This is a genomic window from Alteromonas nitratireducens, from assembly GCF_040812025.1.
Taxonomy (GTDB): Bacteria; Pseudomonadota; Gammaproteobacteria; order Enterobacterales; family Alteromonadaceae; genus Alteromonas; species Alteromonas nitratireducens.
In genome coordinates this window covers 57867-79856 of sequence record NZ_JBFNPK010000016.1, presented here as the reverse complement: position 1 = coordinate 79856, position 21990 = coordinate 57867, and the positions used below count along the sequence as shown (strand labels likewise).

The 21990-nt window shown below is 52.0% G+C and carries 25 protein-coding genes and 1 other annotated feature; of the genes, 13 read left to right on the top strand and 12 right to left on the bottom strand.

Annotated elements, in window-relative coordinates; translation table 11 throughout:
* Window positions 1-765: 765 nt before the first annotated feature.
* The 12 genes from AB1N33_RS13550 to AB1N33_RS13495 all read left to right on the top strand — a co-directional run bounded on the left by AB1N33_RS13550 (window position 766) and on the right by AB1N33_RS13495 (window position 11603).
* Complete coding sequence (locus AB1N33_RS13550) at window positions 766-1287, top strand: HvfA family oxazolone/thioamide-modified RiPP metallophore (protein WP_411272101.1); 522 nt, start codon at window positions 766-768, stop codon at window positions 1285-1287.
* 71 nt (window positions 1288-1358) lie between these two features.
* The gene (locus AB1N33_RS13545) at window positions 1359-2204 is read left to right on the top strand and encodes an HvfB family MNIO-type RiPP peptide maturase (RefSeq protein WP_411272097.1); all 846 of its coding nucleotides are present in this window, start codon (window positions 1359-1361) and stop codon (window positions 2202-2204) included.
* Window positions 2205-2960, top strand: coding sequence for an HvfC family RiPP maturation protein (locus tag AB1N33_RS13540; RefSeq protein ID WP_411272096.1), 756 nt, complete (start codon window positions 2205-2207; stop codon window positions 2958-2960).
* 118 nt (window positions 2961-3078) lie between these two features.
* Window positions 3079-3201, top strand: coding sequence for a hypothetical protein (locus tag AB1N33_RS13535; protein ID WP_411272095.1), 123 nt, complete (start codon window positions 3079-3081; stop codon window positions 3199-3201).
* A 16-nt stretch (window positions 3202-3217) separates the two neighbouring features.
* Window positions 3218-3754, top strand: a complete 537-nt coding sequence (apt, locus tag AB1N33_RS13530) for an adenine phosphoribosyltransferase (RefSeq protein WP_411272094.1) — start codon at window positions 3218-3220, stop codon at window positions 3752-3754.
* Window positions 3755-3769: 15 nt separating this feature from the next.
* On the top strand, window positions 3770-6034 hold the full coding sequence (gene dnaX, locus AB1N33_RS13525; protein ID WP_411272093.1) for a DNA polymerase III subunit gamma/tau: 2265 nt from the start codon (window positions 3770-3772) through the stop codon (window positions 6032-6034).
* A gap of 28 nt (window positions 6035-6062) precedes the next feature.
* Window positions 6063-6389: a YbaB/EbfC family nucleoid-associated protein gene (locus AB1N33_RS13520; protein WP_411272092.1), complete on the top strand. Its 327-nt coding sequence runs from the start codon at window positions 6063-6065 to the stop codon at window positions 6387-6389.
* 9 nt (window positions 6390-6398) lie between these two features.
* Entirely contained in the window at window positions 6399-6998 is a 600-nt protein-coding gene (gene recR, locus AB1N33_RS13515) for a recombination mediator RecR (RefSeq protein WP_411272091.1), read from the top strand.
* A gap of 141 nt (window positions 6999-7139) precedes the next feature.
* Entirely contained in the window at window positions 7140-9062 is a 1923-nt protein-coding gene (htpG, locus tag AB1N33_RS13510; protein WP_411272090.1) for a molecular chaperone HtpG, read from the top strand.
* Between the two features lie 227 nt (window positions 9063-9289).
* Window positions 9290-9934 carry an adenylate kinase gene (gene adk, locus AB1N33_RS13505; protein WP_411272089.1) on the top strand — a complete coding sequence of 215 codons (645 nt, stop codon included), beginning with the start codon at window positions 9290-9292 and terminating at the stop codon, window positions 9932-9934.
* A 140-nt stretch (window positions 9935-10074) separates the two neighbouring features.
* The gene (locus AB1N33_RS13500; RefSeq protein ID WP_411272088.1) at window positions 10075-10470 is read left to right on the top strand and encodes an MAPEG family protein; all 396 of its coding nucleotides are present in this window, start codon (window positions 10075-10077) and stop codon (window positions 10468-10470) included.
* Window positions 10471-10529: 59 nt separating this feature from the next.
* The gene (locus AB1N33_RS13495) at window positions 10530-11603 is read left to right on the top strand and encodes an alanine racemase (protein ID WP_411272087.1); all 1074 of its coding nucleotides are present in this window, start codon (window positions 10530-10532) and stop codon (window positions 11601-11603) included.
* Window positions 11604-11619: 16 nt separating this feature from the next.
* Here the strand turns inward: AB1N33_RS13495 and lepB are convergent, their stop codons facing one another.
* The 9 genes from lepB to hisG form a co-directional block, all read right to left on the bottom strand.
* Entirely contained in the window at window positions 11620-12249 is a 630-nt protein-coding gene (gene lepB / locus AB1N33_RS13490) for a signal peptidase I (protein WP_411272100.1), read from the bottom strand.
* A 162-nt stretch (window positions 12250-12411) separates the two neighbouring features.
* Entirely contained in the window at window positions 12412-13035 is a 624-nt protein-coding gene (hisIE, locus tag AB1N33_RS13485) for a bifunctional phosphoribosyl-AMP cyclohydrolase/phosphoribosyl-ATP diphosphatase HisIE (RefSeq protein ID WP_411272086.1), read from the bottom strand.
* Window positions 13032-13841, bottom strand: a complete 810-nt coding sequence (gene hisF, locus AB1N33_RS13480; RefSeq protein ID WP_411272085.1) for an imidazole glycerol phosphate synthase subunit HisF — start codon at window positions 13839-13841, stop codon at window positions 13032-13034. Before hisF ends, hisIE begins: the two co-directional genes overlap by 4 nt.
* Window positions 13823-14560, bottom strand: coding sequence for a 1-(5-phosphoribosyl)-5-[(5-phosphoribosylamino)methylideneamino]imidazole-4-carboxamide isomerase (gene hisA, locus AB1N33_RS13475; protein ID WP_411272084.1), 738 nt, complete (start codon window positions 14558-14560; stop codon window positions 13823-13825). The genes hisF and hisA overlap by 19 nt, the downstream gene beginning before the upstream one ends.
* On the bottom strand, window positions 14561-15157 hold the full coding sequence (hisH, locus tag AB1N33_RS13470) for an imidazole glycerol phosphate synthase subunit HisH (RefSeq protein ID WP_411272083.1): 597 nt from the start codon (window positions 15155-15157) through the stop codon (window positions 14561-14563).
* Window positions 15157-16227 (bottom strand): bifunctional histidinol-phosphatase/imidazoleglycerol-phosphate dehydratase HisB, encoded by a 1071-nt coding sequence (hisB, locus tag AB1N33_RS13465; protein WP_411272082.1) that lies wholly within the window; start codon window positions 16225-16227, stop codon window positions 15157-15159. The genes hisH and hisB overlap by 1 nt, the downstream gene beginning before the upstream one ends.
* Window positions 16224-17300 carry a histidinol-phosphate transaminase gene (gene hisC / locus AB1N33_RS13460; protein WP_411272081.1) on the bottom strand — a complete coding sequence of 359 codons (1077 nt, stop codon included), beginning with the start codon at window positions 17298-17300 and terminating at the stop codon, window positions 16224-16226. Before hisC ends, hisB begins: the two co-directional genes overlap by 4 nt.
* Window positions 17297-18604 (bottom strand): histidinol dehydrogenase, encoded by a 1308-nt coding sequence (gene hisD / locus AB1N33_RS13455; protein WP_411272099.1) that lies wholly within the window; start codon window positions 18602-18604, stop codon window positions 17297-17299. The genes hisC and hisD overlap by 4 nt, the downstream gene beginning before the upstream one ends.
* Window positions 18605-18614: 10 nt before the next feature.
* Window positions 18615-19517: an ATP phosphoribosyltransferase gene (gene hisG, locus AB1N33_RS13450; protein ID WP_411272080.1), complete on the bottom strand. Its 903-nt coding sequence runs from the start codon at window positions 19515-19517 to the stop codon at window positions 18615-18617.
* A 42-nt stretch (window positions 19518-19559) separates the two neighbouring features.
* Window positions 19560-19681: a sequence feature (His leader region), on the bottom strand.
* Window positions 19682-19880: 199 nt separating this feature from the next.
* Between hisG and AB1N33_RS13445 the strand changes: the two genes are divergently transcribed.
* Window positions 19881-20231, top strand: coding sequence for a hypothetical protein (locus AB1N33_RS13445; protein WP_411272079.1), 351 nt, complete (start codon window positions 19881-19883; stop codon window positions 20229-20231).
* A 26-nt stretch (window positions 20232-20257) separates the two neighbouring features.
* Here AB1N33_RS13445 and AB1N33_RS13440 read toward each other — a convergent pair whose 3' ends face one another.
* The 3 genes from AB1N33_RS13440 to AB1N33_RS13430 all read right to left on the bottom strand — a co-directional run bounded on the left by AB1N33_RS13440 (window position 20258) and on the right by AB1N33_RS13430 (window position 21881).
* A complete protein-coding gene (locus AB1N33_RS13440; protein WP_411272078.1) occupies window positions 20258-20830 on the bottom strand; it encodes a lipid-binding SYLF domain-containing protein in 573 nt (190 codons plus the stop codon).
* A gap of 222 nt (window positions 20831-21052) precedes the next feature.
* The gene (locus AB1N33_RS13435) at window positions 21053-21301 is read right to left on the bottom strand and encodes a DUF6482 family protein (protein WP_411272077.1); all 249 of its coding nucleotides are present in this window, start codon (window positions 21299-21301) and stop codon (window positions 21053-21055) included.
* Between the two features lie 85 nt (window positions 21302-21386).
* Entirely contained in the window at window positions 21387-21881 is a 495-nt protein-coding gene (locus AB1N33_RS13430) for a DUF2244 domain-containing protein (RefSeq protein WP_411272076.1), read from the bottom strand.
* Window positions 21882-21990: the final 109 nt, after the last annotated feature.

Here is a 21990-nt window from a genome sequence, read left to right as displayed (position 1 = left end):
GAGAGTAGCACACCGCCAGGCTCCCAATTCGAAAAACAAAGAACCCAGCGAAAGCTGGGTTTTTTGTTTTCAGAACTGGCACTGACGTGCCACTTCAAAGAGCGACCTAACCCATCGGGTAACAATCTCAGGTCGCGAGTTCTGCATGAAGCGTAGAGTAACAACCCATCCGTGGTGCTACGTCCAGTCTCGCCATCCATGGCGAGCCGCAAATACCTAACGAAGATAATCAATCTTCGTTCGAGACGGTATTTGCCCGAGTGCGGGCCCAAGCCCCATGTGAGAGTATGTCTCGCGCTGAAAGCGTCGTCACGAAGTGAACTGTCCCTTGCCGGGGCTCCTAATTAAGAAGAAAGCCCAGTCTGACGACTGGGCTTTTTTTTGTTTCAGCGGCTAAAACAACGACCGTCATCCCGGAAACCGCGAAGCGGTTGTCCGGGACCTCCCTCCTCAATCGTGAAGTCAAAAACAACGCACGGTCATCTAGGAAATCGCGAAGGGGGAGCTGGGGCCCCTGCATCTAGTTGCGAAATCAACAAGCGTGTCGTTGTTTAAACAGCTATACACCGTTCATCTCAGATATTTAAGGTATTTATCGCGCTTTTACTTGCATCAAACTTGCGGTCGTCCTACCGTAACTGAAAGCGAAATCTTAAAAAGATCACAGATTATTTTTATCTGATGAAATAGAAGTGCCGTTAGGCAGGTCTCTTAGATAACACGACTGTTCGTGGAAGGTTAATGGTTTTTGTTGAGGACAATAAAATGAAACAAGTAAAAAAGACAACCGTTGCATCGGCATTAGGCGCCGTAGTGTTTGGCTCGTTGGCTTCCACAGCAGTTATGGCTGACGCCAATCCGTTTGGTATGCAGTCATTAGAATCCGGTTATAGCCAGTTTGCTGCTGAAGGTAAATGCGGTGGCGACAAAGCAGGTAAGGAAGCAAAGTGCGGTGAAGGCAAATGTGGTGGCGATAAAATGGCTGCCAAAGAAGGTAAGTGCGGCGAAGGTAAATGTGGTGGCGATAAAAAAGCTGCCAAAGAAGGCAAGTGCGGCGAAGGCAAATGTGGTGGCGACAAGAAAGCTGCCAAAGAAGGTAAGTGCGGCGAAGGCAAATGTGGTGGCGACAAGAAAGCTGCCAAAGAAGGCAAGTGCGGCGAAGGCAAATGTGGTGGCGATAAGAAAGCTGCCAAAGAAGGCAAGTGCGGCGAAGGCAAATGTGGTGGCGATAAAAAAGCTGCCAAAGAAGGCAAGTGTGGTGAAGGTAAATGCGGCGGCATGAACTGATCGTTGCCTGCGCATAAATTCCCAACAACGCGGCGGCTTAAGTCGCCGCTTTTTGTTTACGAGAACATATAATGAAAGCTATTACCGGCGCAGGGCTTGGATTACGACGCGAAATGCTGCCAGCGCTGTTGCCTCAATTACCCGCTGAGGTCGATTTTTGGGAAGTGGCGCCAGAGAACTGGATACCGCTGGGTGGCCGCTATCGTGAACAACTGACGCAATGTGTTAGTCAGGCGCCGTTCTCGACCCATGGTTTGTCATTGTCCATTGGTAGTAGTGACAAACTTGATATAAATCTTATTAAAGACATCAAAGCTTTTTTAGATAATCATGGCATTTCTTTATACAGCGAGCATCTGAGTTACTGTTCCCATAACGGGCATATGTATGATCTGATGCCAATACCCTTTACAGAAGAGGCAGTCAGACACGTTGCTGCACGAATAAAACACGTCCAGAGCATTCTTGAGCGCCCCCTGGTACTTGAAAACGTATCGTATTATTTAGCACCTGGGCAGGAAATGTCAGAAGCCGAGTTTATTAACGCCGTGCTGGACGAGTCTGATTGCCTGATGCTGCTCGATGTCAACAACGTGTACGTTAACAGCATCAATCACGGCTACAATCCCGTCGACTTTATTTCGTCGCTGCCATCAAAACGCATTGTTTATGGGCACATTGCCGGCCATTTTGATGAAGCTGATGACCTGAAAGTCGATACCCACGGTAGTGATGTCATCGAGCCTGTCTGGGAGTTACTGCGCAAAGCCTATGAAATACACGGCGTATTTCCAACGTTGCTTGAGCGTGACTTTAATATACCGGCTATTGATGTTCTGATAAGTGAAGTCAGAAAAATTAAAGCAATTCAGGAAAGTGTAAAGCGCCAGCCTGGCGTAGTTAAAGGCACCGCATAGATGCAAAAATTTTCGCAGATACAGGAAGAATTTGCCCGGGCGATAAGAAAGCCAGAGAGTTACCGCCCCGTCAATAAAGATGAAGCACGCCGGTTGCACGTTTATCAGTCGCTGTTTTTCAACAACGTGGAAGGCTTTCTGTTAAGCGGTTTTCCGGTACTTAAAGACGTCCTTACACAATCGCAATGGGATACGCTGGCGAAGACATTTTTTGCCGAGCATCATGCCCGCAGTCCATACTTTGTCGACATTGCCAAAGAGTTTGTCGAATTTCTTTCTGCGTCGTCGTTTGTGCACGCTGAGTTGCCTGATTTTGTCAGTGAACTGGCGCATTACGAATGGCTGGAGCTCGATCTTAGCGTTCGCAAACAGTCACTGCCTGAAAAGCCGGTGAGCTTTGATCCCGACATGCCGCTAGTTCTGTCTCCACTTGCCGCACTGGTATCTTATCGGTATCCCGTGCATCGCATCGGTGCGGACTTTCTTCCTGACACGCACGCTGATCCGCAGGAACGACATTACTATGTTGTTTACCGTGATGCAGATGACGACGTGCAGTTCATCTATTTAAACCCGGTGACCGCCCTGTTGCTTAATTTATATGATGAGGCCGACCAAGGATTACTGCCCGGTGACGTACAGAAAAGGTTAATGGATGCGTTACCCCATTTGTCACCCGACATGGTTATGCAGGGGACATTGGATACCCTGCGTCAGATGGTGCTGAAACAGGTACTGATTGCGGAGAGTCACTGAGTCGTCTTTGGTGTAAAGGATAATTGGTCGCTTTCTTCCCTGAAATACTGTCATTCGCGCGGTGTTTCGATTACCATTTATCCCCATTTTTTTGTGTAAAACATGATAGGTAGTTTTCATGGCTGACAACGCAGATTTCAAAGAAGTTTATAACAAGTGGTACTTCCTCGGTTCACTTATCACACTACTGGCCTTTCCGCTGATGCACATCATTTGCGGCTGGTTCACTTTCTGGCTGTAACAGACAAGGTTGTGTTGTGACTGCCGAGTATATTAAATCCGTTGTAAAAACCGTTCCTGATTATCCAAAACCAGGGATCCTCTTTCGTGATGTCACCAGTGTGCTGGAAGACCATAAAGCATTCAGTAGTTGCATCTCTTTGCTGCTCGAACGCTTTCAGGGCATGGGCTTTGATAAAGTCGCCGGTACGGAAGCCCGTGGCTTTTTGTTTGGTGCGCCGCTGGCTATTGAAATGGGGATTGGCTTTGTTCCGGTAAGAAAGCCAAATAAACTCCCAAGAGAAGTCGTCAGTGAGAGTTATGAACTTGAATATGGCATGGATACGCTGGAGATCCACAAGGATGCTATTAAGCCCGGAGATAAGGTGTTGCTTATTGATGACCTGCTGGCGACAGGAGGAACCATTGAAGCATCTGCGAAACTGATTCGCCGGTTGGGTGGCGAGGCAAAGCATGCCGGCTTTGTGATTGGGCTGCCAGACCTTGGTGGTCATGAACGTTTAAAGAAAGCAGGGATAGAGAGTTTCACTCTGTGTGAGTTTGACGGCGAATAGGATGTCTTCACAAATATGAGTTATCAGGTACTAGCGAGAAAGTGGCGTCCCGGTAAGTTTTCCGAGCTGGTTGGTCAGGAACACGTGGTTTCTGCCATCTCTAACGCGCTCGACAATGACCGGCTTCATCATGCGTATCTTTTTACCGGTACCCGGGGCGTAGGTAAAACCACCATTGCGCGTATTTTCTCAAAAAGCCTGAATTGCGAAGAAGGACAGGGGGCGAACCCGTGCGGACAGTGCGCAACCTGCACTGAGATTGAGCAGGGCAACTACGTCGACCTGCTCGAAATCGATGCGGCATCGCGCACAAAAGTGGAAGATACGCGCGAGCTTCTTGATAACGTTCAGTACAAGCCGACCCGTGGGCGTTACAAGGTTTACCTGATCGATGAAGTGCACATGCTGTCAAAGCACAGCTTTAATGCGCTGCTAAAGACACTTGAAGAACCGCCACCACACGTCAAGTTCCTGCTAGCGACAACCGATCCGCAGAAGCTGCCGGTCACCATTCTGTCACGCTGTTTGCAGTTTAATCTGAAAGCACTGTCGCGAGAGCAAATCACCGGCCAGCTTGAACATATTCTGAATGCCGAAACCATTCCGTTTGAGGCGTCTGCACTTGGCCTGCTGGCCAAAGCGGCCCAGGGAAGTATGCGTGATGCACTGAGTCTGACAGACCAGGCCATTGCGCAGGGAAACAACCAGGTTACTGCGCAGGTTGTCACCGATATGCTCGGGCTGATGGATAAAAACCATCTGCTCAAGCTGATTAATGCGGTCATCAAAAAATTGCCACAGGACGTCACCGGACTGATCGATGCCATGGCGCAACAGTCACCAGACTATGCCCAGGTGCTGTCCGAACTGAGTAGTTTGTTTCATCAAATCGCACTGACGCAGTGGGTGCCTGACGCCTGTAAACTTGAGACGTCTTCTGCCCGCGCTATTTATGAGCTGTCCAGGCGTATCAACCCAGAGCAGGTTCAGTTGTTTTACCAGATAGCGCTACAGGGCAAGCGGGATCTCCCGTATGCGCCGGACGGCCGGGCCGCACTGGAAATGACGCTGCTGCGGATGATGACATTTGCCCCGGCATCCCCGGTGGCCTCATCTGACGACGTGATAAGTCAGGCTCCGGTGGCTGTTCCGGCTGCTGCAAGCACGACAATTACATCTGAAGCCTCGTCGGAGCCGGATAATAGTGTGCAGCACCCTGAGCAGACTGTTGCAGACAGCGTCGAGCAGCCCGCGCCAATGCAGGAAGTCCGCGCTGATGAGGCAGACACACCGCCGTGGGACAATCAGGCAGTGTCAGAAGCAGAGCAGGCGCCAGTACCGGATAATGAACTCCCTGCATCGGTGGAACAGGATGACACCTTCGCACCCCCGTTTGACATGGGGCCGCCGCCAGAAGCCTACAACGATGATATTCCACCCCAACAGGATGAGTCAGAGCACAGTCAGCCAGCGTATGCTGAGCCTGAGCAAAAGCCGGCTAACCAGGAAGCATCGCTGAGTGCCACGCAGGAGATGCTGGCGCTGAGACAAAAGCTCAAGCAGTCGCGCCAGGAGGCGCAGGCTGAATCGGCAAAAAAGCCTGAAGCCCCGGCAGCTAAAGCCTCTGTGCTGCCGCTGACCAGTCAACAACCTGCGGACGCAGAAAACATCTCGCCCGGGATGTCACCGGCTGATGATTCAGAGGGGGCTGCTGCACAATCCCGACATTCTGCTGAGAACCCGCCCGCTGAACCTGCTATGCCCGGTGAGTCCGACAGCAATACTGACCCGAATAACGTACATGAAGCCCACGACACGGTTACCGAACAGCCTGTGCTGGACACCACACAGCGTCAAAAGCCCATACAGGCGTTCCTTGATAATGGTGAAAAGCTGCTTCATGCCCGTCAGATTGACAACTGGAGCAATCTGGTAGAGGCGATGCCTGTGGCAGGGTTATTAAAACAACTGGTATTGCATTCAGCCTGTTTTCGCGACGGCACGAATGTCCGCCTTGAACTTGATGAAAGTCAGGCCCATTTACTGAATGAGAGTGCGGTTGCACAGATAAAAGAGGCGCTGTGCAGCACACTGAACGAAGACATCACGCTGGTGATTGAGCCGGGTAAACCCGCGTCGACACCATTTTCACTTCAGCAGGAGATTCACTCCATGCGTCAGTCTTATGCGCATGAAGTCATTGAAACTGATGAAACCATCAGGGCGATAATGGATGAGTTTGAGGCATCTGTCGTGCCCGATTCCGTTAAACCCTGTTAAACGAACCTACAACGAGTGAGTAAAGCATATGTTTAAAGGTGGTATGGGAAATATCATGAAGCAGGCGCAGCAAATGCAGGAGCGCATGCAGAAAGTCCAGGACGAGCTGGCAAGTCTGGAAGTCACCGGACAGGCAGGAGCGGGCATGGTGAAAGTCACACTGACCTGTAACCATAATGTACGCCGCGTCGAGATCGATCCGTCATTGATGGATGACGACAAAGACATGCTGGAAGATCTGGTGGCGGCAGCATTCAATGATGGCGTGCGTCGCGTTCAGGAAACCAGTAAGGAAAAAATGAGTGAAGTGACCGGCGGAATGCCACTTCCTCCTGGCTTCAAAATGCCGTTCTAGGGTTATTCAATGAAATTCAGCCCGCTGTTGTCTGAACTTATCCAGGCGCTTACCTGCCTTCCGGGCGTTGGTAACAAGAGTGCGCAGCGCATGGCATTTCATCTGCTTGAGCGAAATCGTGATGGCGCGCTGAACCTCAGTCAGGTACTGCTGCAAGCGATGGAACATATCCATCATTGTGAACAGTGCCGAACGTTCACGGAAGATACCCTATGTGATATCTGCCGCCATCCTGAGCGCCAGGAAAGCGGCCTGCTTTGTGTGGTGGAGAGCCCGCAGGACGTCATGGCGGTAGAGCAGACGCTGTCATATCAGGGGCAATATTTCGTTCTGATGGGACATTTATCACCCATTGATGGTATCGGTCCGGAGGAAATTGGCCTGGATTTGCTGGAGCAACGTTTCAGCAAGGGCGCAATCAACGAAGTGATTCTGGCAACCAATCCTACCGTTGAAGGTGAGGCGACCGCACACTATATCGCACAGCTTTGTGCGTCATACGGCATTGATGCCAGTCGGATCGCGCATGGCGTTCCTGTAGGGGGCGAGCTGGAGTACATTGACGGAAATACGCTTACCCACGCATTTTCCGGGCGCAGGAAGCTGTAATCGTTTTGGTGACGGGCGCGCCGAGCGCACCGTCACCTCACTATCCCGGCTAATTTTTTCCCCACATCGCTTGAAATCATCATAATCAGCCCCTACCTCAGGATGGACAACGTGATCCATTAGATGAGGAGATTTTGGATTATGGCTGAAGCAGCCCACAAAGAGACACATGGCTTTCAGACAGAAGTAAAACAACTTCTGCATTTGATGATTCACTCGCTGTATTCAAATAAAGAAATATTTCTGCGCGAGCTGGTCTCAAATGCCGCAGATGCCGCAGATAAACTTCGTTTCAAAGCGCTGGAAAACGATGCGCTGTATGAAGGTGACTCAGAGCTGAATGTTAAAGTCAGCGTCGACAAAGACGCGGGTACCGTGACCATTACCGACAACGGGATTGGTATGACCCGTGATGAGGTCATGTCGAACCTCGGCACCATTGCCAAGTCAGGTACCAAAGACTTCTTCAGTAAGCTTTCTGGCGATGCTGCAAAAGACTCGCAGCTGATTGGCCAGTTTGGTGTGGGTTTCTATTCTGCCTTCATTGTTGCTGACAAAGTCACGGTGCGTACGCGTGCAGCCGGTGTTGATGCGTCTGAGGGCGTAGAATGGGTGTCAGAAGGTGAAGGTGAATTCACCGTGTCTGAAATCAATAAACCGACTCGCGGTACTGAGATTGTGCTGCACCTTCGTGATGATGAGAAAGAGTTTGCCGATACCTGGCGCCTGCGCTCTATCATCAATAAATACTCCGACCATATCAGCATCCCTGTGCTGATGTGGAAAGATGAAGTGCCGGAACGCGACGGTCCTGATGGCGAGAAAATTCCTGCCGAGCCGGGAATGTGGGAAGCCGTCAACAAAGCGACGGCGCTTTGGACGCGTGAAAAATCAGAGATTTCTGACGAGGAATATAAAGAATTCTATAAGCATGTCTCTCACGATTTTGCCGACCCGCTGGCATGGGCGCACAACAAGGTTGAGGGTAAAACTGAGTACACCAGTCTGCTGTATATCCCGTCTAAGGCGCCATTTGATATGTGGAACCGTGACCAGAAACATGGTCTGAAGCTGTACGTCCAGCGCGTTTTCATTATGGACGATGCGGAACAGTTTATGCCGGTGTACCTGCGCTTTGTGAAAGGTCTGCTCGATTCAAACGATCTGCCGCTGAATGTGTCACGTGAAATTCTGCAGGATAATAAGATCACTCAGGCGCTGCGCCAGGGCTGTACCAAGCGTGTACTCCAGATGCTTGAGCGTATGGCCAAAAACGACAAAGAACAGTATCAGGGCTTCTGGAATGAATTTGGTACGGTGCTGAAAGAAGGGCCTGCTGAGGACTTCAGTAACCGTGAAAAAATTGCAGGACTGCTGCGCTTTGCGTCAACGCACAACGATAGCAGTGCACAAACCGTTTCGCTGGATGACTACATCGAGCGCATGAAAGAAGGTCAGGACAAGATCTATTTCGTGACGGCGGACAGTTATGAGGCGGCCAAGTCCAGCCCGCACCTGGAGATCTTCCGTAAAAAAGGTATCGAAGTACTGCTGATGGGCGAGCGCATCGACGAATGGCTGATGTCACATCTGAGCGAGTACAAGGAGAAACAATTCCAGTCTATTGCTAAGGCCAACCTTGACCTGGGCGACCTTGAGGACGAAGAAAGCAAGAAGGCACAGGAAGAGGCGGAAAAACAAGTTGTAGGCGTGTTGGAGCGTGCGAAAACTGCACTGGGTGATAAGGTTATTGACGTGAAATTCACCCATCGTCTGACCGACTCGCCAGCCTGTATTGTTGCAGATGATGCGGGTATGAGCACGCAGATGATGAAACTGATGCAGGCGGCAGGACAGCCGGTGCCTGAAGTGAAATATCACTTCGAGCTTAACCCTGAACACCAGTTGATTAAAAAGCTGGCCGACATGCCGGATGAAGATCTGTTTAAGCAATGGGTTGGCGTATTGTTCGATCAGGCTGCGCTGTCCGAGCAGGGCAGTCTTAAAGATCCGTCCAGTTTTGTGAAAAACCTTAATGCGTTGCTGATGACGCTCGCAAAGTAACGGGTTGCTCACATTGTTAGTGAAAAACGGGCCTCAGGCCCGTTTTTTTGTTTAAGCGTGATATTTCTGGCTGTTTTTGAAGGAAAAGCGCGGTATTGCAGTGGTTCAATAAGTGTACGCTATTAGTCGTAAGTCACATCTGGCGTTGGCTGTAAGACTTGTCAGTCACGGCACGAGTGTGTAAAGTGCCGAGAGTTTACAGTTATCGATTATCGGAGAACGCTCACATGCGAATCATTCTTCTCGGCGCTCCGGGCGCAGGAAAAGGAACACAGGCTCAGTTTTTGATGGGAAAATACGGTATCCCTCAAATTTCTACCGGCGACATGTTGCGCTCGGCGATTAAAGCGGGCACTGAACTGGGCCTGGCGGCAAAGCGTGTCATGGATGAAGGTAAACTGGTATCCGATGACATCATTATTGGTCTGGTCAAAGAGCGTATCGCTCAGGACGATTGTAAAGACGGATTTCTGCTGGACGGTTTTCCGCGCACGATTCCGCAGGCTGACGCGATGAAAGAAGCCGGTGTGGTTGTCGATCACGTTATCGAATTTGACGTCCCGGATGATGTTATCGTTGAGCGTATGGGCGGACGCCGCGTTCACCCCGCGTCCGGTCGGGTTTATCACGTTGTCTACAATCCGCCAAAAACAGACGGTAAAGACGATCAGACCGGTGAAGATCTGATTATCCGTGATGATGATAAAGAAGAAACCGTACGTAAACGTCTTGGTGTCTACCATGAGCAGACAAAGCCACTGGTAGATTATTATCAGCAGGAAGCCAAAGACGGCAATTGTAAGTATCATCGTCTTGACGGCACCCGCCCTGTTGGCGAGGTCAGCGACGAACTGGCAACGCTGCTGGGTTAACACGCCATTATCTTTTCTGAAGGCAGGGTTTCCCTGCCTTTTTTGTTTGTTCCCGATTGTCCTGCTTACCCTTGCTAAAAGCGTGGTGTTGGGGTACACCTAGATCCCATATTTTTGAAGCGCAACACGGATGATCTTACATGGTTCTACCTATTACGGCATTTTACGCCAGCCTGCTCGGCCTGTGTTACCTGTATCTGTCGATGCTGGTGATTGGCGTACGGCGTAAAAATCGCATCAGCCTGGGCGATGGCGGCAACGAAGACCTCCGAAGACTCAGCCGGGCGCACGGCAATTTTAGTGAATATGTGCCCATTACCCTGTTACTGATAGCCTGTCTTGAAGCCAATATTGGTCAGATCTGGTGGATACACCTTCTGGCGTGTGCGCTGTTATTCGGCCGCCTCCTGCATGCTTACGGTATACGTCAGCACGCCGGTGCGAGCTGGCAAAGGCTGGTTGGTATGCTGATGACATTTGGTGCGTTGTTATGCACGTCGGTAGCGAACCTGACCCATTTACATTTCGCACTATGAAGGCGCGCTCGATTCACGACATAGTGACACCCTGTTGCCTGCTTGATAAGCCACGGTTTGTGAAAAATAGTGCGCGCGTCAGTGACCACATCCGTAACGCAGGAGTAAGCTTTCGCCCGCATGTCAAAACCCTCAAGTCGGTAGAGGCAGCGCGATATTATGCCCCGGCCGGCAGCGCTATTACTGTGTCCACACTGGCAGAGGCTTATGCGTTCGCTGAAGCGGGCTACACCGATATTTTATATGCCGTCACGCTGACACCCAACAAACTGGATGCGGTGTTTTCACTGCTGCGCCAGGGCGTACATCTGATTGTTATTATTGATAGTCACGCCGCACTGAACGCACTGCGGGACAATCTTATAAGTGGTGGGCCAACCCTCAGTGTCGCCGTTGAACTTGACTGTGACGGCGCACGGGCTGGCATTGCTGCCAATGATCCGGCGCTGATTGAGCTTGCCAGCGCGATCGACAGCACAGATGGCCTGACCTTTCATGGCCTGGTAACGCATGCGGGGGCATCCTATGGCTGCTTTACCGAACAGGAACGAACCAGTATGGCCAGCCAGGAGCAGTCTGCCTTACTCACTGCTGCGGAGCGTCTTGAGCGCGCCGGACTGACATGCCGGATGCGTTCGTTAGGCTCGACACCCACCGCGCTGACTGATATCGACCGGCAGGGGATCACAGAGATCCGCGCCGGTGTGTTCGCCACATTCGACTGTGTAATGGCGAACCTTGGCGTATGTGATATCAATGACATCGCCCTTAGTGTGCTGACCAGGGTTATCAAGGTCGACGCTGCTTCACAGCGTATTATTGTCGATGCCGGCTGGATGGCGTTATCCCGTGATACCGGAACGCGCGGACAATGGCGGGATTGCGGCTATGGTCTGGTTTGTGATGAGTATGGCAACGTGCTGGATGGCTGGCGTGTAACGCAGGCCAATCAGGAGCACGGTATCATAGAATATGCCGGCGACAAGACAGACACCGTGTCACGTTTCCGGTTTGATCAGCTTTTACGCATACTGCCTGTTCACGCGTGTGCAACGGCAGCCCAGCACACGCACTATCACCTTACCGAAGGCGATAAGATTGTCGAACAATGGACAAGTATCGGGGGCTGGTAACTGCCCAGCCTGATACCTACATTAGCGATGTCAGTGTTCTTGCGGGTCGTGGAAGATAGTGGTCGTCCGGATCCAATGAAAACAGCACTCGATGGGCTTTACCTCTGACAGCATCCTCCGGTACAAACCCGAAGTAGCGGGAATCGCGGCTGTTGTTCCGATTATCTCCAAGCACCAGAACCATGCCATCGGGTACGCATATCGGACCAAAATCACTACGCGCCATGCGAGCCGGGATCAGTTGGATCTCATGGGCTTTGGGGCCAAGCTGCTCGCGGTACCTGATGCCTTCTGTCTGCGTCAGTACCACCGGCTCTCCATTCACACTTAACTGGTTATTATGCATGCTGACACAGTCTCCCCCCAGCGCGACGGCGCGCTTCACAAGACGGGTTTCTGCTACGGTATTATCGATGATAACGATATCGCCGCGCTCAATGTCGCCTGTTTTCATCAGCGTGACATCACTAAAGGGAAGACGAAGGGTATAGGCTGTTTTGTCGACCAGAATGCGATCGCCCTCCATGATGGTGGGTTTCATCGAACCGGTCGGCACATCATACCAATCTGCGAAACTGCCCCGCACGGTAAAAAGCAGGAGCAGGAAAACCAGTAGGCCCCGGTTATGGGTCCAGAAAGCGACCATATGTCTAAGAAGGGAAGTGCGTGCTGACACCATGAGCTTGTCCTTAAGGTACGAATACTGACTAGGACGGTGTCACAGCAGGAATAGTTGCATGTGAAATGTTACAAAATTTGACAGACAACCTGATGAGCCGGGAAAAGCCGGCTCATCAGGCTGTGTTCGTCACGCTTTATTATGGCGTTGCTGTAATACGGCAAGTACGTCAGACAGTGACAGGTCACTGGCCTGCAGCAATACCGTCAGGTGATACAGCAGGTCTGCTGCCTCGTTTTTCAGCTCTTCAGTGTCCCTTACTGTTGCTGCAAGTGCGGTCTCAACACCTTCTTCGCCCACTTTCTGCGCGATGCGCTTAATGCCGCTGGCATAGAGTGATGCCGTGTAACTGCTGTCAGCATCAGCCTGCTTGCGTGCGGCCAGCACCTGTTCGAGGTCTGCCAGAAACGTAAAGGCTGGGGTATTTCCGTCAAACCAGCAACTTTCTGTGCCGGTGTGGCATGTCGGTCCTTGCGGTTTTGCCAGTACCAGCAGAGAGTCTTTATCACAGTCTGCTGCCACACTGACTAATTTCAGGGTATTGCCGGAGGTTTCACCTTTCGTCCACAAGCGGTTTTTTGAGCGGCTGAAAAAGGTCACATTGCCGCTATCAAACGTATGCCCAAGGGCATCCTGGTTCATATAGCCCTGCATCAGGACCTTGCCCGACATGCTGTCCTGCACAATGGCCGGCAACAGGCCGTCCATTTTATCCCACGCAAGGGTTTGTATTGTGTCCTTAACAATGATCATACGGTGTGTTCCTTGTCGGATAGGGGATGATGGCGCTTGCGGATCGGAATTCCCGCACTGACCAGTGACGCTTTAAGCTCATCAATACTGATCAGGCCTTTATGAAAGACAGACGCAGCCAGTGCGCCGTCCACGTCGGCCTGGCTGAATACGTCTTCAAAATGGGCTATCGCACCTGCACCACCCGAGGCGATGAGCGGAATGTCACAGACTGCTCTGACGGCCTTAAGCTGTGCAATATCATAGCCTTTCCGTACCCCGTCCTGGTTCATGCAGTTAAGCACGATCTCGCCGGCGCCGCGGCTTTGCACTTCTTTGATCCAGTCCAGTGTTTGCCACTGGGTTTGCTGGGTACGTGATTCATCGCCGGTAAATTTATAGACTTCATAGTTACCGGTGGCGTCGTTATAGAAACTGTCGACCCCGATCACCACACACTGCTGACCATACACGTCATGCAGCGCATTAATCAGATCCGGATCAGACAGCGCCGGTGAGTTAATCGAGATTTTATCCGCACCCATTTCAAGAATGCGGCCGGCATCTTCTACAGAACGGATACCACCGGCCACACAAAAGGGAATGTCAATCACCCGGGCAATACGGCTTACCCAGCTTTTGTCCACCACCCGGGCATCGGAACTGGCGGTAATATCATAGAACACCAGCTCATCGGCGCCGGCTTTGGCATACTGTTCGGCCAGTGGCACGATGTCGCCAACAATCTCATGGTTTCTGAACTGAACGCCTTTGACGACCTTTCCGTCTCTGACATCCAGGCAGGGGATTATGCGTTTTGCCAGCATGCGATCGCCTCCTTTACCGTAAACTTGCCTTCCAGCAAGGCTCTGCCCAGGATCACCCCGCTGACGCCGGTTGGCATCAGCGCTGCAATATCGGCTAAGCCGCCAATACCCCCTGATGCCTGCCATTGTATGGCGGGGAACCGGACTGCCATATCGCGATAAAGGTCCACATTCGCTCCCTCCAGGGTGCCATCGCGGCTGATATCGGTGCACAGCACGTGCCGGGCATCTGCGTCAGCGAAGTCATCCAGTAAGCGTTCCAGCGCTACCCCCGAATCCTTCTGCCAGCCGTGTGTTGCTATTAGTCGCTCGCCGCTTTCGCTGATATTAACATCCAGTGCCAGCACAATGCGTTCGCTGCCGTAGGTTGTTATCCATTGTTTCACTAACTGAGGCTGACTGACTGCCAGCGAACCAATCACAACCCGACTGACGCCTGCGTCAAGCAACTGGGCGACGTCCGCTTCGCTGCGAATACCACCGCCAGCCTGAAACGCCATCCGTCCGGTATCTACCATCGACTTGATCAGGCTCAGTTGTCGCTTGCTGGTGTCTTTTGCACCGGTCAAATCAACAATATGCAGCCATGTTGCGCCGTCGTCGGCATAGCGGTGCACGGTGTCCACCGGGTCAAACTGATACTGGGTAGTCTGGTTGTAGTCGCCCTGATAAAGACGCACCACCTGCCCGTCAATAAGGTCAATTGCTGGAATAATCATTTACAGGTTCACAAAATTAGTTAAAAGCTGGGCGCCCGCTTCACCGCTTCGTTCAGGGTGGAACTGGACGCCAAAGAAATTCTTGTTATGTATGGCAGCAGAAAAGCGGCTGCCATATTCACAGGTCGCCAGCGTGTGTGCGTACACGGGAATGGCGAAGCTGTGAACGAAATAAAAATACGTGTCCTGAGGAATACCCCGGAACAGCGCGTCGTCCTGGTGATGGACGGTATTCCACCCCATATGGGGAAGACGCTGACCGTTTGCTTCCAGGCGTCCCACGTGCCCCGGCATCAGTGCCAGACAGGGTTCATTGCCTTCCCGGCGCTCAGCCGAGCTTTCTACCATAAGCTGCATACCCAGGCAGATCCCGAGCACGGGCTGCTCAAGCTGCTGGATCACGTTTATCAGTCCCTTTTCCCGGATACTCTTCATGGCCGCAGGGGCGGCACCGACACCGGGCAGGAATACTTTGTCAGCACGGCTGATATTCGCATGGTCATCAGAGACCGAGACGGTGACGCCGAGTCGCTCCAGCGCAAACCGTACCGAAGAAATGTTGGCGCAGCCGGTATTCACTATCACAATACGTTGCATTACAGCGCTCCCTTACTGCTTGGCAGGGCGCTACCCTGGCGGGTGACAGCCTGCCGGAGGGCTCTGCCGAACACCTTAAACAGACTTTCAACCTGATGGTGCGCGTTGCCCTCCGTGGTTGACAGATGCAGAGACAGTCCCATGCTTTGTGCCAGGGAATAGAAGAAATGTGGCACCATTTCGGTGGCCATGTCGCCAACCTTGTCACGGCTGAATGTTGCGTCAAACTTAAGGTGCGGACGGTTGGAGATATCCATGATGCACTCGGCGCGGCATTCGTCCATGGGCAGAGCAAAGCCAAAGCGGCCAATACCGCGCTTATCGCCCAGCGCTTTCTTGAGCGCTTCACCAATGGCCAGTGCGGTGTCTTCTACACTGTGGTGGTCATCAATGTGCAGATCGCCCTTTACACTGACATTCAGCACAATACCACCGTGTGTCGCTATCTGGTCCAGCATGTGGTCAAAAAAGCCAATGCCGGTATCAATAACTGACTTATCGGATGAATCGAGGTCAACATGCACCCGAATATCGGTCTCCGACGTGGTTCTGATTACGTCTGCCGTGCGTGACTGCCTTGTCAGTGTCTTTTCAATTTCCTGCCAGTTAAGCGTATCCCGGTTATAACGCAGTCCGCGGATCCCCATGTTCTCAGCAAGCTGCATGTCTGTCTCACGGTCACCAATCACGTATGAGCGGGTAAAGTCGACGCGGCCCTGCTGCAGATAGTCCTTAACCAGCCCAAGCTTAGGCTTACGGCAACTGCAGTTATCCTCTTCAAAGTGCGGGCAAATCAATACGTCGTCAAACTTTATCCCCTGACTTTCAAAAAGCTGCATCATGGCATTGTGAGGGGGGTCAAACGTCGGTTGCGGGAAACTGTCGGTGCCAAGCCCGTCCTGGTTGCTGACCATCACAAGGCGATAGCCAGCCTGCTGCAATGCAAGCAGAACAGGAATAACATCAGGTTCAAACGACAGTTTCTCTAGGCTGTCGAGTTGTTTGTCGATGGGCGGCTCTTCAACGAGCGTCCCGTCGCGGTCGATAAATAAAATGGGCTGTTGACTCATGCCGCTCTCTCGTTAATGAAGGTGGTAATTAAGGATAACAGTCGTTCGTGCTGCTCGTCGGTGCCAATGCTCACACGCAGACAGTTGCTGAGGTTAAGCTGTTTTGACTGATCGCGGATTAACATGCCGTTCTCAACCAGAAATGTCATCAGTGCAGGTGCTTGCGCGTAGCGGAACAGCACGAAATTGGCGCGCTGGTCGCCGACAATCTCTACTCCGGGTAATGCAGAAAGTGCCGTTGTAAGACTGGTTTTGCGCTGGTTAATGGCTGCAACCTGCGTTGATAATCGCTCCAGTCCGTCATCAGACAGGGCCTGGGTGGCTATCTGCGCAACCGGATCCGGTATCGGATAGGGCGCGATAACTTTTAACAGCGCGGAAATCACTTCCGGTTGCGCCAGGGTGAAGCCACAGCGCAATCCGGCCAGCGCAAACGCTTTAGACAGGGTTCGCAGGATAACCAGGTTGGGGTAGCGCCCAATCTCGGCAGCCCAGCTACTGTCTGGATCAAACTCAATGTACGCTTCATCCATGATAACCAGTGCCCGATCAGCCATCGCATCAAGAATACGGACGACGTCGTTTTTGTCGACTGCAGTTCCCGTTGGGTTATTAGGGGCACACAAAAAGACCAGTTTAATGTCCCCGGTTGCACAAATGGCGTCGGTATTCAGGCTGAAATCATCATTCAACGGTACCTTTTTCACGCCAACATTGCAGGTTTCCGCACTGATCGCGTACATGCCGTAAGTGGGAGGGCAAATCAGAATGTTGTCTGTTCCCGGCGTGCAAAACGTTCTGATAAGCAGCTCAATCCCTTCGTCAGCGCCCCGACTAACCATAACCTGGTTGTTCGCCAGCCCGGCATAGCGGGCATACCCCTCGATGACAGAGGCGGGCTGACACGACGGGTAACGATTAAAGTGAGCCGCATCAATATCAAATGCGTTGCTGTACGGCGACTCATTGGCGTTTAGCCAGTCCTGACCACCGGCATACAGGCGGCGTGCAGATTCATACGGTGTCAGAGGGACCAGATTGGCATTGATCAGTTTGTCGCTGATGTGGCTCATGACTGCTCTCCTTCATTTAATGCTGCAAGGCGAACGGCAACCGCTTTTTCATGGGCATCTAACCCTTCGGCACGGGCCAGGGTCATGATCGCCGGTCCCAGGTTGCGCATGCCATCTGCAGATAACTCCTGCACGGTATACCTGCGCATAAAGTCTGCCAGGCCAAGGCTGGAATAATTGCGTGCGTACCCATAGGTAGGCAGCACATGGTTTGTGCCGGATGCGTAGTCACCGGCAGACTCAGGAGACCAGGGGCCAAGAAAGACGGAACCGGCGTTGGTGAGCTCGTTGAGCAGGTCGCGCGCAGACTCGCACTGTACAATCAGGTGTTCTGGTGCGTAGCGGTTGCTCACGGCAACGGCTTCTGCTAGCGAATCAGTCAGAATATAGCGGGCATTTTCCATCGCTTTGCTGGCGATAGAATTACGTGACAGCGTTGCCAGCTGGCGTATCACTTCGCGCTGAGTGTCCTTAAGTAATGCCTCACTGGGACTGACAACAATAGCCTGGGAATCCGGCCCGTGTTCGGCCTGAGAGAGCAGGTCGGCAGCGACAAATTCCGGGTTCGCGTTAGCGTCAGCCAGTACCAGAACCTCAGACGGACCGGCAGGCATGTCAATGGCAGCACCATCAGGACGCTGGCTGACCTGTTGTTTCGCTGCGGTCACGAAGCTGTTTCCCGGTCCGTATATTTTATCTACCGATGGAATACTTGCTGTGCCAAACGCCATTGCGGCAATGGCCTGAGCTCCGCCACACAGAAATACCTCTGAAATGCCGCATTTTACCGCAGCATACGCAATTTCAGGGGCAATGCTGCCATCTTTTCCTGGCGGCGTACACAGTACCCGTCGCTGACAGCCCGCTACCATCGCAGGTACACCGAGCATCAGCACAGTTGAGGGCAGTGGCGCACTGCCGCCGGGAATATACAGGCCGACGATTTCCAGCGGCGAAAAACGCAATTCACAGCGAACGCCGGGGGTAGTGGTGATGGTAATATCGTCCGGGCGCTGGGCCTCGTGAAACTGTTTGATATTGGCAAATGCAATATCGATGGCCTGTGCAACGTCGTCGCTGACCTGCGCGGCAAGCGAGGAGAGCGCGGAGGATGTCAGCGCCAGAGAGGGTAACGTCGGACAATCGAACTGTCGGGTTAACGCCAGTACGGCATCATCGCCGTCATCCTTAACCTGCTTCAGGATCGCACTCACCGTCTCATTCAGACGTGCCGCATCAGCCATAGCCGGTCTCGAGAGGGCCTCGTCCTGTTGCTGGGGATCTAAGGATGACCAGGTAATTATTGTCATACGGTTACCCCATCATTTTCTCAATGGGCAGCACCAGAATGGAGCTGCAGCCCAGTGCTTTCAGTTTTTCCATCGTCTCCCAGAACAGGGTTTCGGTGGATACCACGTGTACGGCTACCGATTGGTCGTTACCTGCCAGCGGTAACACGGTCGGGTTTTCTGCGCCAGGCAGCAGCGCTTTCACTTCTTCAAGTGCAGCTTTAGGCGCATGTAACATGATGTATTTACTTTCTTTGGCCAGCATAACGCCATCGATACGCGGTGTAAGACGATCAATCAGCGCTTGCTTTTCATCACTTAGTTCACCGTCAGCGCGCTGGATCAGTACCGCCTTTGAGCGAAAGATAACGTCGCGCTCAACCAGACCATTAGCTTCCAGCGTGGCGCCAGTGGAGACCAGATCGCAAATGGCATCGGCTACTCCGGCACGTGGCGCAACCTCGACAGATCCTGTCAGCATGACGGCTTTGGCATTAATGCCCTGGTCGCGAAAATAGCGTTCAAGCAGAAAAGGGTAGGTGGTTGCGACACGTTTACCTTCAAGTGACGCGGTGCCCGCATACTGCATCTCATTTGGTACCGCTATCGACAGACGGCAGCCACCATAATCAAGCCGGCGAAGCACGCTGAACTCTGCAGGTTTGCCGGCGGCCTGACGCTCCAGCATTTTTTCTTCCAGCTCGTTTTCACCGATAAACCCAAGATCGACAACGCCGTCCATCACCAGTCCGGGAATGTCGTCATCGCGAACGCGCAGCAGATCGATATTTTCATTCGTCGAGTGCGCGATTAACAGGCGGTCGCGGATGTTAAGTTTGATACCAATCGCTTTCAGTAATGCGATGCTGTCATCACTGAGTCGCCCCGATTTCTGTACTGCGATGCGAAGTCGCTTGCTGTCTGTCATAGCATGTTCCCTTATGAGTCGATGTAAAATTGCAGCGCCTGAAAGCAAAAACCCCCGAAAGTTTCCTTCCGGGGGTCGATATTAATGCAATCAGCGCCACTGGAAGGAAACAATAACCTTCCAGCACATACCTGAAAGGTTATGTGTTGTGATGGTGATGATGAATGTTCAGCGCGCTAAAAGTCATAAATCTGGTGTCTCGCAAATAATGCTTGGGACGATAGCCAATCGTCTTTACGTTTGCAACCAAAAATTGAACTCTTTTGTTTTAATCATCTAAAATTTAGGGAAGAAACGTGATTTCACGGCGTTTCTTGCCGATAAGATGACAGTTATTTAATGAATTGAAGGTCGCGAAAACGCATGTACAATGATTTGCTTTTCCCCATATTGCCGAGAAATACCAAGGTGCCGGTTACTGAAGATAACCGTATACAGCGTATTTCGCGCCCGAAAAAGTCAGAAGCACTGAATCAGGACGAGCGGGAGCAGCATGACGAGACACGCAAGGTGGATGAGACGCAACTGCGCGAAACCCATCAGCGGGTAGAACGTCGGCGGGAAGGAGACGATGAGTCGCATCAACAGGAGGCGGAAAGTGAACAGCGCCGCGCTGACAACAACGCCAGTGAGGCTGAAGAGACTACCGCAGCGGACGAGACAAGCGCCGACCAGAATAGTCAGCGCCGTAAACATTTAGATATCTACATCTAAGGCGGTGTCCAACCCGCCAGAGTCTGTCAGTTCAGTTCTTTGTCTTTCCAGAACTTGGTGCCTTTGACGGTCGCCTGAAGCGCCAGTCCACTTTCTGTCATGGTGTAGACCGTCACGTTACCCAGGTAGCCTTCACCTTCCGCGGAAGCGCCTTTTTCGCCCGCTTTCGCTGTCGCATCAGCATTGCCGCCCACGGTCCAGCCATTCTCAATAAAGTAGTCCAGCGATGCCTCACTGTGGAAGACCATGACAATACGGTAATCCTTCGCTCCGAGTCCAAGGCCTACGCCACCTTCCGCCATGTTCATGTAAGTCCGCTCACCAGTACGCCGGTTTGTCACAACGCCATAGCCGGTGCCGGCAGCAAAGAAGATGACGTTCACGTTCGCATTACTGAATACCGCATAGCCGGCGGCATTACCAATTTGCGCTTTGGTATCGGGTTTCTCGTTGTAGAGGCGGGTCAGCGTTTTATCCTGCATAGTCAGGATTGATTGTCGCTTTTCTGCAACAGTACCATCTCCCATCGAGGCGCAGCCGGTGATCAGGAACAGGCCGGCAAAAAGCAGGGTTGTCAGTTTTATCGTATTGATTTTCATTAATTTCTCCAACATTTATGCATGGCGTGAGTATAGCTCACATTGTGGGACAACGATGAAAATTCATCAGTTTTTATTACAGACAACCTGGGAATTGCAATAACCGTGCACAGTTTTGACCAGCGGAAAGGACGCGCTACCCGTTGCGCAGAGAGATAGAGACGGGACGCGTTTTGTTAAGGCGCCGTGGGGGCCGGCGCCAGCGCAGAGAAATCGTTCTGATTAATGCCAGGCAATTTCCAGCTCAAGTGTGCTGGTTGATGCTGGCTGTCCGACCATTTCTTCATATGGCGTAGTTTGCTTTAACCATACCTGATGAAACGGCTGGTTATGAAAATGTGCCTTGATTTCGCTCAGGCAGTGAAATTTTCTGGGGCGCGCTGAGGCGTCCATCAGCACAGTACGTGATTCGGTATCACCCGTGGCAACGAGATAGTCGCCACCTTCGATTGATTCAATATACAGGTTCATTGTTCGTCCTCGGCATAAATGACTGCTCTGGTTAATTAATAGTCAGAGATGGCGGGGACGATCATTAAATCGGTGTAACACTGTGCTAGTGGCGTTTCCACCAGTGTCGGCGACACACTATCAGGCCTAGCTGTTCAAGTTCGTATTTCAGTTGCTGGCGGTCATCAAGGTTGAGAAATTCACCCACCTCTACGATTTTAGGGCCGTCCACAATACGGATTACCGGCAGATGCCAGTCGTGTGCGGGGTCATCAAACTCAATGTGACAGGACGGACGCTGAAATTGCAGGGCAGGAATACGGTGATGTGTTGTCACGTGCACGCTTTGCGGGCAAATCTGAATATGCTGACTGCGGTAGGTATACCTGGATACCCGGTACATCAGCAACGCCAGTAAGCCTACTTCGAAGCCTGCAAATGGCAGGATCATCCAGACACCCACAAACAACCAGCCGACAGCAATTACCCCGACAAACACCGCCATCGCGGTCAACAGTAACTTGGTATCCCTCCACGTCGCGGAGCGATTAGGATGTAAAATAATGCAGGTGCATGCGTTATCTGACTCAACCCTCACCATAGGCTTATGTCCGGACGGGCAGATTAACAATCTGTTAACTATGCGCACCGACCCCTGCTTTGTAAAATGAAAGTTCATTAATTCGTGGTCAGTGTCTTTGATTATCAGG